This is a genomic window from Phycicoccus sp., from assembly GCF_035325325.1.
GTDB lineage: Bacteria > Actinomycetota > Actinomycetes > Actinomycetales > Dermatophilaceae > Phycicoccus.
In genome coordinates, this window is sequence record NZ_DAOLAC010000002.1 from 289,525 (window position 1) to 303,115 (window position 13,591).

Genomic DNA, 13,591 nt, shown 5'->3' on the forward strand with positions numbered 1-13,591 from the left:
GCCGGCGCGGCCTCCTGCTCGCCGACCAGCCAACCCCACCCGCGGTCCCCGTGCACCCCGAGTGTGACACCTGTGGATAACTCGGCGGGAGTGACGGTCGGGACGCCTAGCGTCCCGGCCATGGAGCTCCGGATGACCGTCCACGTCCCTCGGCGCAGGGCCCGCGCCGAGGACGTCGTCGTCCGGTGGTCCGGAGTCGTCACGGCCCACGCGCTGCGGGATGCGCTGTCGGCGCACCTCGGCGCGCCGGTGCCGGGTCTCCTCCACGGGGGTGCGCCGCTCGGGGACGACGCGCTCGTCGGCCGGCCACCCCTGCTCGACGGTTGCTCGGTGGCGGTGGGGAGGGGAGGGACGGCGGGCTCCGCAGGGGCGGGCCCGCCGGCCCTCCTGACCCTGGTCGCGGTCGGAGGGCCGGACGCCGGCCGGGCGGCACCGCTGCGGCCGCCCGGCCTCGACGTCGGGCGGGGCGAGCGGGCCGACCTCGTCCTCGCCGACCCCTCGCTCAGCCGCCTGCACTGCCGGCTGGAGGTCGGCCCGGACGGCGTGCACGTGGTCGACCTCGGGTCCACGAACGGCGTCATGGTCGACGGCGAGCCGATCAGGACCCACACACCGGTCGACACCTCCTCGACGCTGCGCATCGGTGCGACGACCCTGCGACTGCGCCGGGTCGCGCCGCCCGCGCCCCCGGTGCGGCTGCCCGGGGACGGCACGGTGCCGGTGACCCCGTCGGCCGCCCCGCCACCGCAGCTTCCCGCTCCGGAGCTGGTCGCGCCCCGCGCGCCCGCCCCGCCGGCGCGCGCACGCGTGCCATGGGTGGCCGCGCTCGCCCCGGTGCCGGTGGGGGTCGTGCTGGCGGTGCTGCTCGGGCCGCAGGCCCTCGCCTTCGCCCTGCTCGGGCCGGTCGTCGTGCTCGGCACCGGCCTGTCGGACCGGTTCGGCGCCCGGCGCCGGCACCGTGAGGCGGTCGCCGGGCACGATGCCCCGCTCGCCCGCCACGCCCTCGAGGTCGGCGCCGCGGCCGCCGAGGAGCGCCGGCTGCGCCTCCTGCGCCATGCCGACCCGCACCGCCTCCTCGAGGTCGCCGAGCGGCGGGGTCACGACCTGTGGGCCCGGCCCGACGACCTCACGGTGCGGGTCGGCCTCGGACGCTGCCGTGCCGCGCTGGCGTCGGTCGACGACCGGGGCGCCGACGAGCACCCCGTGCTCGACGACGTACCCGTCGTCCTCGACCTCGCCGAGGCCCGCGCCCTCGTGCTCGTCGGCCCGCGCGAGGTCACCGCCGGCGTCCTGCGGCACCTCGTCGGCCAGCTCGTCGTCCGCTGCCCACCCTCGGCGCTCACCGTCGCGTGGCACGGCCCACCGCAGGACGACGAGGCGCTGTCCCGGCTCCTCCCGCACGCGCCGAGGCCGGGCCATGCCTCCCCCGCGGATGCTGTGGCCCGGACCGTGCTCGTCCTGCCGGAGGCCGGCGCGCCCTCCGCCGCGACCGAAGCCGGCCGGGTGCTGGCCGCCGGAGGCATCGTCCTCGTGGCGGCGCGGGAGGAGCGGCAGGTCCCGGCGCTCGGTGCCACCCTCCTGCGGTGCGCGGGAGGTGGCCTGGTCACCGGCGCCGCGGTCGGCGAGGGAGCCCCCGTCCTCGCCGACGCGGTCGGTCGGGCGTGGTTCGAGCGGCTCGCCCGGGCCCTCGCGCCGGTGCGTGAGGACGTCGCCGACGAGCCACCCCTCCCGTCGGACACCCGGCTCGGGGACCTGCTCGGCGCCGAGGCCACCGACCCGCGAGCGGTCCTGCGGCACTGGTCACAGCGCCACGGACCCCGTGCCGTCGTGGGCCTCGCCCCGGGCCGGACGGTGACCCTCGACCTGCGCCGGGACGGCCCCCACGTCCTCGTCGGCGGGACGACCGGGTCCGGGAAGTCGGAGTTCCTCCGCACGCTCGTCACCGGCCTCGCCCTCGGCTCCTCCCCGGACGACCTCACCCTCCTGCTCGTCGACTTCAAGGGCGGCGCGGCGTTCGACCCCTGCCTCGGGCTGCCCCACGTCGTCGGGCTCGTGACCGACCTCGACGCCCACCTCGTGCAGCGGGTGCTCACGTCGCTCGCGGCGGAGCTGCGCCGCCGCGAGCGCCTCCTCGCCGAGCACCGGGTCACCGACCTCGACGACCTGCCGGAGCACCTGCCCGACGGGGTCCGGCTGCCCCGGCTGGTCGTCGTCGTCGACGAGCTCCGGGCCCTGGTCGACGAGCACCCCGACGCGCTCTCGGCGCTCGTCCGGCTCGCCGCTCAGGGCCGCTCGCTCGGCATCCACCTGGTCCTCGCCACGCAGCGGCCCGCCGGCACGGTGACCTCCGAGGTGCAAGCCAACGTCGACCTGCGGATCGCGTTCCGGGTCCGCGACCACGCCGACTCCGTGCACGTCGTCGAGTCCGGCGAGGCCGCCCGGATCCCCGCCGACGCACCCGGGCGCGGACTCGCACGTGGCGGTGACGGTGCCCTCAGCTCCTTCCAGGCCGCCCTGGTCGCCCCACCCCGGCCGGGCGGCTCGTCCGTCGAGGTCCGCGCCGCCGCGACGTGCCGGGCCCCCGGCCGCCGCCTCGGGTCCGCCTCCGGAGCGGCGGAGGACGGCGAGCGGTCCGCGAGCGTGCGGGCCGTCGTCGACGTCGTCCGACAGGCGTTCGCCCTGAGCGGCACGGACCCACCGCGACGCCCCTGGCTCCCGCCGCTGCCCGACCACCTCGAGGGCAGCGACCTGCCTGCCGACGTCGTCGCCCTCGTCGACGAGCCCGACCTCCAGCGGCGGACCCCGTGGCCGTGGACGGCGGAGACGACCCTGTGGCGCCTCGTCGGCGCGCCGAGGTCCGGGCGGACGACGGCCCTGCGCGCCCTGGTCCACGCCGCCGCCGGGGCCCTGCCACCCGACCGCCTGCACGTCCACGTCATCGGGTCCGACGACGCGCTCGGCGACCTCACCCGGCTCCCACACGTCGGGTCCGTCGTCCGGGCCGACGACGCCGCCGCGGTCGACGCCGTGCTCGCCCACCTCGAGTCCAGCGCGCCCGGGGCCGACGACCGCCTCCATCGCGTGCTCGTCGTCGACGGCGCGGACCGCCTCGACGACGTGTCCGGCACGACGGTGGGTGACCGGGCCGCTCGGCTGGTGCGCGACGGTCGCGTCGTGGGGATGGTCGCGGGCGGGCGCGAGCTGCTGCGGGCGCGCTGGTCGGCCCTCGGCGGCGAGGTCCTCGTTCTCGGCCGACCCGACCCCCTGGACGCCGCCCTGCTCGGACTGCGGGTCGAGCAGACCGGGGGCGAGACGCCCCCGGGGCGAGGCGTCCGGGCGCGGGACGACCGCGAGGTCCAGGTCGTCCTGCGCCCCGACACCGGGGCCTGGACCGGGCCGCCGGTGGACGTACGGCCCTGGCGCTACCGCCCGCTGCCCGCGAGGGTGGCCCGCTCCGCGGTGGTGCCGCCGGCCCCGGACGACCCGCGCGGATGGCTCGTCGGGCTCGCGGGGGCGACCGCAGCCCCCTGGGCGTGGGTGCCCGACCGTGACGGGCGGCGGCTCCTCGTGACCGGGGCGCACGGGTCGGGTCGCTCCGGCCTGCTGCGGACCGTGGCGCGCTCGGCCGCGTCGAGAGGCCACCCGGTCGCCCTCGTCCGGCCGACCGCCTCGGGACCGGCCCGCCCCGGGGCCAAGCACCCCCTTGCTGAGGTCCCCGGGGCGGAAGTCCCCGGAGTGGAGGTGCTCGGGCCCGGCGACGCCGAACACCTCGTCCGGCTGCGGAGGGAGCACCCCCACCTGCTCGTCCTCGTCGACGACGTGCACCGGCTCGACGACGCGCCGGTCCGTCCGGTGCTCGAGGAGGTCGCCGAGCTGGCGGAGCGCGACTCCGGCGCCGTCGTGGTCACGGTCCCGGCCGCCGCCCTCGCCGCGCGGTTCCGGGGGCTCGACACCACCCTGGCCCGCGACGGGCGCGGGGTGCTGCTCCGACCGGGCCTCGACGACGCGACCCTCCTCGGGCTGCCGCGCGCCGCGCTCGAGCCGTTCCTCGGCGGCCCGCCGGGTCGCGGCGTCCTCGTCCTGGACGGCACCGGGACGCCGCTGCAGGTCGCGCACGACGACCCGGCCGACGGAGTCAGTCCGGGTCGTCGAACTCCACGTCCGGCACGCGCGCCGTGAAGGCCGCGCCGAGGGTGACCAGGGCGAGCCCGGTGACGAGCCAGCCGAGGCCCGTCCGGCCGGCCTGGAACAGGCTGACCCCGACCGGGAGGAGCAGCAGGTCCCACACGATCGTCGGGGTGCGGGGCCAGCGCCGGTCCCCGAGCCAGCCGCGGGCCAGCGCCGCGAGGCCGGCCGCCCCGAGCAGGATGGTCAGCGCCGACATCACGACGCGGGTGGCGTCGCTGCCCTCGCCGACGGCGAGCTCGTAGAGGTAGAAGACCGCGAACCCCAGCAGGGCCAGCGCCTGGAGTCCGCACAGCGCCGCCGCGAGCCGGCGCGGACCCCGGGCACCCTGCGACGCGAGGTCGGCGGGCGCGCCGCTCGGGGACGGCTCGACGGGCTCGGCGGGGGGCACGGACGGCAGCCTAGGCGAGCCGGCGCAGGATCCGCCGCGCGGGCCGGGAACACGGCGCAGGTGCCGGCCGTTCCCCTTCGGAGAGCACCGTCACAGGTGGAGGTCCGTGGAACGCCGCCGTACCGGCCTAGCCACGATTGGGAGCGTCACGGTAGGGTAACGCCACGGACGTCTGCGTGTAACGCGTCCGACGTCGGGCTGCAAGGGCGCATCCCACCCGCACGACGAACCCCGCAGCCCACCCCTCCTGCTGGTGCTCGAACGATTTCCTGCTGTACCCCGACCAAGGAGCCCCATTCCATGGACTGGCGCGACCGCGCTGCCTGCCTCGACGAGGACCCCGAGCTGTTCTTCCCCATCGGGAACACCGGCCCGGCGATCGCTCAGATCGAGGAGGCGAAGGCCGTCTGCCGACGCTGCGAGGTCATGGACACCTGCCTCAAGTGGGCCATCGAGTCCGGGCAGGACGCCGGCGTCTGGGGCGGCATGTCCGAGGACGAGCGCCGCGCGCTCAAGCGCCGGAACGCCCGCGCCCGCCGCGCCGGCTGAGCCTCCGGTCCGCGCCGCACCACCGCGGCGGCACCCCTAGCGACCGCCGAGCGGGCGCAGCTTCGCGACGACCTCCACCCTCGTGCCGTGCGGCTCGGCGTTCTCCCACCGGATCCGGCCGCGCAGGTCCTGCACGAACGAGGTGACGATCCGCGTCCCGAGTCCCGCGAGCCCGGGCCGGAAGCCCGCCGGCAGCCCCACCCCGTCGTCCGACACCGTCACCGTGAGGTCGTCCCCGCCCTCCCCCGGCCGCCGGTCGACCGTGACGACGACCGTGCCGTCGCGGTCGGCCAGACCGTGCTCGACGGCGTTCTGGACGAGCTCGGAGATGACCATGGCCAGGGCCGTCGCGTCCTCGCCGCGCACCCGGCCGAACGAGCCCTCGAAGCGGCTGTCGACGTGGTGCTCGCGGGTCGCCACCTCGACGACCGCCCGCAGCCCCCGCAGCGCGATCTCGTCGAAGCTCACCGTCTCGTCGAAGCCCGAGGACAGCGTCTCGTGCACCGTCGCGATCGTCGCGACCCGGCGCACGGCCTCGTCGAGCGCCGCCCGGGCATCCGGCTCCTCCACCCGCCGGGCCTGCAGCCGCAGCAGCGCCGCCACCGTCTGGAGGTTGTTCTTGACCCGGTGGTGGATCTCGCGGATCGTCGCGTCCTTGGTCAGCAGCTCCTGCTCGCGCCGGCGCAGCTCGGAGACGTCGCGCAGCAGGATCATCGCCCCGGTGCGCACCCCGTTCAGGGTGAGCGGGATGGCCCGCATCGTCACCGTCGCACTGGCCGTCTCGACCTCGGTGCGCCACGACGCGCGGCCCATGACGACGACGGCGAGCGACTCGTCGATCTGCCGCTCACCCGCCGCCGCGAGGTCGGTGACCACCTTGGCGAGGGTCTCGCCGACGACGTCGCCGACGTGACCCATGCGGTGCACGGCCGAGACGGCGTTCGGGCTCGCGTAGCGGACCACACCCTCGGCGTCGAGGTGGATGACCCCGTCCCCGACGCGCGGGGCGCCGCGGCGCAGCCCGGTCGGGGCCGACGTCGACGGGAACTCGCCGGTGGCGACCATCCGCAGGATCGAGTCGGCGAGGTCGCGGTAGGTCAGCTCGAGCCGGCTCGGGGTGCGCCCACCGGTGAGGTTGGTGTGCCGCGTGACGACGGCGATGACCCGCTCGTGGCAGAGCACCGGCACGGCGTCCTCGCGGATGGACATGTCCTCCCGGACCGTCGGCACCGGTGCCGCGACGAGCCGTCGCTGCCGGGCCGCGCCGTCGAGCATCGCGGCGCGCGAGCGGGTCGAGCCGCGGCCGACGATGTCGTCGTAGAACACCATCGGCCCGGTGTTCGGGCGCACGTGCGCGACCGCCCGCCAGCCGTCCAGCCCGCCCCGCACCCAGAGCACGAGGTCGGCGAAGGACAGGTCGGCGACCATCTGCCAGTCGCCGACGAGCAGGTGCAGCCACTCGGACTCGGCCGGCTCGAGGTCGGCCGTCGTCCGCAGCATCTCGGCGAGCGTGCTCACGCCGGGCAGCCTACGTCGAGCGCGGGCGCCCGCACCGGCCGGTCCGTCGCCGGTGCGGGCGACGTGGACGCTCAGCTCGAGGAGCCGACCCGGATGACCGAGCGCAGCGTGCGCAGGGCGACCGAGAGCGCCGCGATGTTTGGGTGCTCGAGCCGCACGATGCCGGACAGCGCGGAGGTCGCCCGCTCGACCGACTCCTCGTTCGCGTCCTTCCACGCCGCATACTGCGCCGCCGGGTCGTCCGCGTCGGCCCCCGCCGCGCCCGCGGTCTCGATGACCGAGCGGGTCAGCGACTCGAGGACGGCGTAGAGGTCGTCACGCAGCGCACCGCGGGCCAGGGCGTCCCAGCGGTCCTCGCGCGGCAGCCGGGTCACCTTCCCGAGCATCGCGTCGATGCCGAACCGCTCGGAGACGAGGTAGTACAGCGGCGCGACGTCGGTGGGTTCGCGACCGGTGTCGGTCGCGATGTCGACGATGTCGAGGAGCGAGAACTGGTCGAGCAGCGAGGCAGCGTGCAGGGCGAGGTCCTCGGGCACGCCGGCCTTCTCGAGCTCGCCGGCCCGCTTGTCGAGCCGCTTGCGCTCGGCCCCGCGCAGCAGGCCCGGCACCTGCGGCGCCAGCTCGTGGACGACACCGGCGAACCGCTCGACCTCCGCGCTGATGTCGAGCTGCGAGGGCCGCGCCGAGAGGAACCAGCGGACCGTGCGGTCGAGCAGCCGCCGGAACTCGAGGTAGAGCGCCGTCTGCGCGGACGTCGGCACCTCGTTGTCGAGCGCCTCGACCCGGGCGACGAACTCCGCGAGGCCGAACACCTCGCGGGCGACGACGAACGCGCGGGTCACCTGCTCCGGAGTCGCGCCGGCCTCCTCCTGCGCCCGGTAGGCGAAGGTGATGCCGCCGCGGTTGACCATCGAGTTGACGACCGAGTTCGTGATGATCTCGCGGCGCAGCGGGTGCGCCCCCAGCTGCTCGGCGTAGGCGCCGCGGATCGGCGGTGGGAAGTACTCGGCGAGCGTCGCCTCGAAGTACGGGTCGTCCGGGATCGAGCTGGCGAGGATGTCCTCCTTGAGCGCCAGCTTGGCGTAGGCGACCAGCACCGAGAACTCCGGGCTCTTGAGGCCGAGGCCGTCGTTGGCCCGCTTCTCGAGCTCGGCGTCGGCGGGGAGGAACTCCAGGGCGCGGTCGAGCAGCCCGCGGTCCTCGAGCCACCGCATGAACCGCTCGTGGACGCTCGCCATCGCGTGCTCCTGCGCGCGGGCGTTGCCGAGCAGGACGTTCTGCTCGTAGTTGTCGCGCAGCACGTGGTCGGCGACGTCGTCGGTCATCGACGCGAGGAGCTCGTTGCGCTCCTCGAGCGAGAGGTCGCCGTCGCGGACGACCTCCCCGAGCAGGATCTTGATGTTCACCTCGTGGTCGGAGGTGTCGACGCCCGCGGAGTTGTCGATGGCGTCGGTGTTGACGCGCACGCCGTGGAAGGACGCCTCGATCCGGCCCAGCTGCGAGAGACCGAGGTTGCCGCCCTCGCCGACGACCTTGACCCTCAGCTGGTTCCCGTCGACGCGGATGCCGTCGTTGGCGCGGTCGCCGATGTCGAGGTGGTCCTCGGTGGAGGCCTTGACGTAGGTGCCGATGCCGCCGTTCCACAACAGGTCGACGGGGGCGAGGAGGATCGCGTGGATCAGCTCGGCCGGGGTCATCGCCTCGACGCCCTTGGCCAGGCCGAGGGCCTCGCGCATCTCCGGGGAGACCGGTACGGACTTCAGGGTGCGCGGGAACACCCCTCCGCCCGCCGAGATGAGTGAGCGGTCGTAGTCGTCCCACGACGAGCGGGGCAGGTCGAACAGCCGGCGCCGCTCGGCGAACGAGGACGCGGCGTCGGGGGTCGGGTCGACGAAGACGTGGCGGTGGTCGAAGGCCGCGACGAGCCGGATGTGCTCCGAGAGCAGCATCCCGTTGCCGAACACGTCGCCGCTCATGTCGCCGACGCCGACGACGGTGAAGTCCTCGGTCTGGGTGTCGTGGCCCATCTCGCGGAAGTGCCGCTTGACCGACTCCCACGCACCGCGCGCGGTGATGCCCATCGCCTTGTGGTCGTAGCCGGCCGAGCCTCCGGAGGCGAACGCGTCGTCGAGCCAGAACCCGTACGACTGCGCGACGCCGTTGGCGATGTCCGAGAAGGTGGCGGTGCCCTTGTCGGCGGCGACGACGAGGTACGGGTCGTCGCCGTCGTGCCGCACGACGTGCTCCGGCGGGACGATCGTGCCCGAGACCCGGTTGTCGGTGACGTCGAGGAGGCCGGAGACGAAGGTGCGGTAGGCGCCCTTGCCCTCCTCGAGCCACGCCTCGCGGTCGGCGGCGGGGTCGGGCAGCTGCTTGGCGTAGAAGCCGCCCTTGGAGCCGGTCGGCACGATGACGGCGTTCTTGACCATCTGCGCCTTGACGAGGCCGAGCACCTCGGTGCGGAAGTCCTCGCGGCGGTCGCTCCAGCGCAGGCCGCCGCGCGCGACCGGGCCGAAGCGCAGGTGCACGCCTTCGACCCGCGGGCTGTAGACCCAGATCTCGAACTGCGGCCGCGGCGCCGGCAGGTCGGGCACCGCACGCGGGTCGAGCTTGACCGAGACGTACGGGTGGTGCTCGGCGCCGTCGCGGCCCGGCTGGTAGTAGTTCGTGCGCAGGCCGGCGCGGATCACGCCGAGGAAGGCCCGGATGATGCGGTCGTGGTCGAGGCTCGAGACCTCGTCGAGGGCGTCGAGGACGCGCTGGGTCACAGCCTCCTCGTCGGCAGCGCGGGCCGCGCGGCCCTCCTCGTCGTCCGGTCGGGAGGCGGGGTCGAAGCGGGCCGCCCAGAGGGCGACCAGGTCACGGGCCACCTCGGGGTGCGCGACGAGGGCGTCCTCGAGGTAGTCCTGCGAGTACGTGGCGCGGGTCTGGCGGAGGTACTTCGCGACGGTGCGCAGGACGACGACCTGCCGCCACGTGAGCTGCGCCCCGAGGACGAGCTTGTTGAAGCCGTCGGACTCGGCCCGGCCGTCCCAGACGGCGGCGACCGCACCCTCGAACAGCTCGCGCAGCCGATCGTGCGGGCAGGCGTCCCAGAGCGCGACGTCGGGGACGCGCAGGCCGAAGTCGTAGACGTGCAGGGTCGCACCGTCGGAGCGGTCGACCTCGAACGGCTGCTCGTCGACGACCTCGACGCCCATGTGCGTGAAGATCGGCAGGATGTCGGTGAGCGACAACGGGTCCGCGCGGAACAGCTTGAAGCGCCGGATGTCGTCCGGCGCGTCGAGCGGGCGGTAGAGGGCGACGCTCGTGCCGGTGCCGGGACCGAGCCGGTCGAGGTGGGTGATGTCGGCGAGGCCCTGGACGACCGCGAAGGTCTCCTCGTACGCCGTCGGGAAGGCCCGACCGAAGCGGTCCATCAGCCGGTCGCCGGCCTCCTCGCCGTACGCGGCGTCGAGGGCGTCGCCGAGCCGGTCGGCCCAGGTGCGGCTGGTCTCGACGAGGCGCTGCTCGAGCGCCTCGCGCTCGGTGCGGTCGAGGGTGCGGATGCGCTTGCCCTTGGCGACGCGGACGACGAACTGCAGTCGGGCGAGGGCGGACTCGCTGACCCGGGCCGAGAACTCGACCTCCTCGCCGCCGAACGTCTCGGTGAGGATGTCGGCCATCCGGAGGCGCACGGCCGTGTTGTAGCGGTCGCGCGGGATGAAGACGAGGCAGGAGGCGTAGCGGCCGAAGTCGTCCTCGCGGATGAAGAGCTTGGTGCGGCGGCGCTCCTGGAGCTGGGTGACCGCGAGGGCAGTCTCGTAGAGCTGGTCGACGCCCGCCTGGAAGAGCTCGTCGCGGGGGTAGTTCTCGAGGACCTCGAGCAGGTCCTTGCCGGTGTGGCTGTCGGCGGCGAGGCCGGAGCGCCCGATGACCGCCTCCACCTTCTCCGCGACCAGCGGCACCCGCATCACGGACTCCGTGTACGCGGTCGAGGCGTACAGCCCGAGGAAGCGCCGCTCCCCGACGACCTCGCCGTTCGCGTCGTGCGTCTTGACGCCGACGTAGTCGAGGTGGGCCACCCGGTGCACGGTCGACTTCGAGTTGGCCTTGGTGAGGACGAGGAGGTCCTTGGCGTGCGCGATCCGGGACGCCTCGTCGGTGAGCACCTCCGGCTCCGCACCGAGCGGAGGGTCGGCCCGCAGCAGCCCGAGCCCGGTGCCGGTGACGGCGGTGATCACCTCGCCCTCGGGCCGGGAGCCGAGCGTGTACTCGCGGTAGCCGAGGAAGGTGAAGTGGTTGTCGGCCATCCAGCGCAGGAAGCGGGTGGCCAGGGCGACCTCGTCCGGGTCGACACCCGTCGGCGGCGTGCCCTCGAGCTCGGCGGCGAGGACGAGGCAGCGGCTGCGCATCTTCGGCCAGTCCTCGACCGACTGGCGCACGTCCTCGAGGACCGAGCGGATCGTGCGCTCGAGCTCGTGGCGGCGGTCCTCGTCACCCTCGCGGTCGATCGACAGGAGCATCCACGACTCGGCGAGCTCGCCGACCGCGCCGCTGCGGAAGCCCTTGGTGATGTCGCGGTCGGCCACCGCGGTGAGCTCGCCGACCGCGTCGCGGACGACGACCAGCTGCGGGTGGACGATGAGGTGGATGTCGATGCCGGCCTGGACGAGGGCCCCCGTGACGGAGTCGACGAGGAAGGGCATGTCGTCGGTGACGATCTGGACGATGGTGCGCGGGTTCGACCAGCCGTCGGTCTCCGTGCTCGGGTTGTACACCCGGACGTTGGCGGTGCCCGGCGGGCGGTTGCGGGCCAGCTGGAGGTGGCTGTGCGCGACCCCGGCGTAGACGTCCGGCGTGCGGGAGGTCAGCTCGTCCAGGGGCGTGTGCCGGAAGTACCGCTCGACGAAGTCGCGTCCCCAGCCGTCCGGCGCGAGCTCCTCGTACGCCTGCGCGATCGGCGCGAGGATCTCCTCGCGGGTGGTGGCCGGGGCAGTCGACATGGTGCGGTCGCACTCCTTCGTCGCGGGTGGCACCGCGATGGCGGTGGGCCACGTCCTCGTGTCCACGGCCGAGCCTATCCACCGGGGCAAGGTCGTCCGGCCCGGGGCTGCGGGCGGGGTGTCTCGCCCACGGGACGCCCGGCGGCTCGGGTCAGCCGGTCGCGACGACGTCGAGGGTGCGCAGGGCCGGGTCGGCGGCGTAGGCGATGCGGCTGCCGGCGGCCCGCGCGCTGCCGAGCACCTCGAGCGCCTGCGCGGTGACCACCTCCCCCGGTGCCAGCACCGGCACCCCCGGCGGGTACGGCGCGACGAGCTCGGCGCACACCCGCCCGACGGCGTCGGCGGTGGCGACCCGTTCGCGCGGGGCGAAGAAGGCCGCCCGGGGGGTCGTCGCGACGACGGGGTCCAGGGACCACACGCCGGCCCCGACGACGGGGCGCGGCGGCCCGCGGTGGGCCTCGACCGAGCGGCGCAGCACGTCGACGAGGCGGGCGACCCCGGCCGCGGTGTCGGCGAGGGTGACCATCGCGACGACGGTGTCGCGGTCGGCGAGTTCGACCGGCATCCCGGCCGCGAGGAGGTCGGCCTCGACGCGCGTGCCGTCGGCGCCGGTGCCGGGCAGGACGAGGACGAGGCGGGGGGGGGCGGCGCCCGGCCCGCCGCGGACGACGAGCCCGTCGACCTCGGCGAGCCCGCTCCGGGCGGTGGCGACGGCCTCGAGCACCGGGCCCAGCAGCGCCGCGCCGTCGCGTTCGAGGAGGGCCCGGGCGGCGTCGATGCTCGCGAGGACCGCACCGGCCGGGCTGGTCGTCGCGGTCGCCTCGACGCCGGCGTCCAGGCGGTCCGGGTCGATGCGGCCCGAGCGGGCGAGCACGAGCGCGGCCTGCGAGACGGCGGGCAGCATCTTGTGGGCGCTCGTGACGACGGCGTCCGCCCCGAGGGCGAGCGCGTGCGGCGGCAGCGCCGGGTGGAACCCGAGGTGGGCTCCCCACGCGGCGTCGACGACGAGGGGGACGTCGTGGGCGTGCGCGGCGGCGGCGAGGCCGGCGACGTCGCCGACGGTCCCGACGTAGGACGGGTCGCCGACGAGGACGGCGACGGCGTCCGGGTGCTCCGCGAGGGCGGCCGAGACCGAGGGCGGCACGACGCCGGTCGGCAGGCCGTGCGCCCGGTCGACCTCGGGGCGCACCCAGACGGGCTCCAGCCCGGCGAGCACGAGCCCGAGGAGCATCGAGCGGTGCAGGGTCCGGGAGACGACGACCCGGTCCCCGGGCCGGCCGACGGCGAGCGCGATCGCCTGGTTGCCGTGGGTCGAGCCCCCGACCGAGAAGCGGCAGAGGTCGACCCCCCATGCCGCGGCGGCCCGGCGCTCGGCGTCGAGGAGGACGCCACGGCTCAGCGACATCGTGTCGAGCCCGGCGTAGAGCGGGACGTCCCCGGCGACGACGTCACCGACGAGGTCGAGCCGGTGCTTGTGCCCGGGGATGGTGTAGGGGGTCGGCGCCTCCTCGTGGAAGCGCAGCCAGGCGTCGAGCAGCGGTGCGTCCGAACGCAGCCCGCGCGGGTCAGTCGGCACGCGCGTGGCCCGCGGTGTCAGGCGCGAGGCGCACCGCCTCCTCGAGGCGGTCGGCGGGCGGCGCGGCGGTCACGGGGCCGACGGTAGCGCCGCGCGCCCGGGCCTGTGGGCAACGCGGCGACCAGCGGGGCGGGAGTGGCTACCGTGACGGGGTGCCCCTCGGCCCCGACCCCGCCCACGTCGCCACCGTCGCCGCCCGCCTCGTAGCGCTGCGGACGCTCGCCGCCGACGGGGAGGACGACCTCCTCGCGAGCCTCGTCGTCACCGGCGAGCCCCGGGCCCAGCGGGTGCTCGACGACTGGGTCGACCAGGTCGCCGACTCCCTCCGGGCGCTCGGTGAGGCGGCCGACGAGCTCGCCGCCGGACTGGCGCCCCACCGACCCCGCG

General features: G+C 75.5%; 7 protein-coding genes. 3 read left to right on the forward strand and 4 right to left on the reverse strand.

Annotated features, from left to right (window positions below):
- The first annotated feature begins 120 nt into the window (after positions 1–120).
- Positions 121–4,179: an FtsK/SpoIIIE domain-containing protein gene (locus tag PKA89_RS03025; protein WP_324416476.1), complete on the forward strand. Its 4,059-nt coding sequence runs from the start codon at positions 121–123 to the stop codon at positions 4,177–4,179.
- On the opposite strand, the gene PKA89_RS03030 is transcribed toward PKA89_RS03025, so the two are convergent.
- A complete protein-coding gene (locus PKA89_RS03030; RefSeq protein ID WP_324416478.1) occupies positions 4,136–4,576 on the reverse strand; it encodes a hypothetical protein in 441 nt (146 codons plus the stop codon). The genes PKA89_RS03025 and PKA89_RS03030 overlap by 44 nt on opposite strands.
- 300 nt (positions 4,577–4,876) lie before the next feature.
- On the opposite strand from PKA89_RS03030, the gene PKA89_RS03035 reads away from it, so the two are divergent.
- Positions 4,877–5,125, forward strand: a complete 249-nt coding sequence (locus tag PKA89_RS03035) for a WhiB family transcriptional regulator (protein WP_324416480.1) — start codon at positions 4,877–4,879, stop codon at positions 5,123–5,125.
- 36 nt (positions 5,126–5,161) lie between these two features.
- On the opposite strand, the gene PKA89_RS03040 is transcribed toward PKA89_RS03035, so the two are convergent.
- From PKA89_RS03040 to PKA89_RS03050, 3 genes are all read right to left on the reverse strand, one after another.
- Positions 5,162–6,643, reverse strand: a complete 1,482-nt coding sequence (locus PKA89_RS03040) for a histidine kinase N-terminal domain-containing protein (RefSeq protein WP_324416482.1) — start codon at positions 6,641–6,643, stop codon at positions 5,162–5,164.
- A gap of 71 nt (positions 6,644–6,714) precedes the next feature.
- Positions 6,715–11,628, reverse strand: a complete 4,914-nt coding sequence (locus PKA89_RS03045) for an NAD-glutamate dehydrogenase (protein WP_324416484.1) — start codon at positions 11,626–11,628, stop codon at positions 6,715–6,717.
- Between the two features lie 151 nt (positions 11,629–11,779).
- The gene (locus tag PKA89_RS03050; RefSeq protein ID WP_324416486.1) at positions 11,780–13,204 is read right to left on the reverse strand and encodes an aminotransferase class V-fold PLP-dependent enzyme; all 1,425 of its coding nucleotides are present in this window, start codon (positions 13,202–13,204) and stop codon (positions 11,780–11,782) included.
- A 152-nt stretch (positions 13,205–13,356) separates the two neighbouring features.
- On the opposite strand from PKA89_RS03050, the gene PKA89_RS03055 reads away from it, so the two are divergent.
- Positions 13,357–13,591: hypothetical protein (locus PKA89_RS03055; protein WP_324416488.1), on the forward strand; the 235-nt coding region annotated here is incomplete at its 3' end.

Bases quoted from the DNA above. Each gene is read 5' to 3' on its own strand.
- PKA89_RS03035 (WP_324416480.1), top strand. From the start codon at position 4,877: ATGGACTGGCGCGACCGCGCTGCCTGCCTCGACGAGGACCCCGAGCTG.
- PKA89_RS03025 (WP_324416476.1), top strand. From the start codon at position 121: ATGGAGCTCCGGATGACCGTCCACGTCCCTCGGCGCAGGGCCCGCGCC.
- PKA89_RS03045 (WP_324416484.1), bottom strand. From the start codon at position 11,628: ATGTCGACTGCCCCGGCCACCACCCGCGAGGAGATCCTCGCGCCGATC.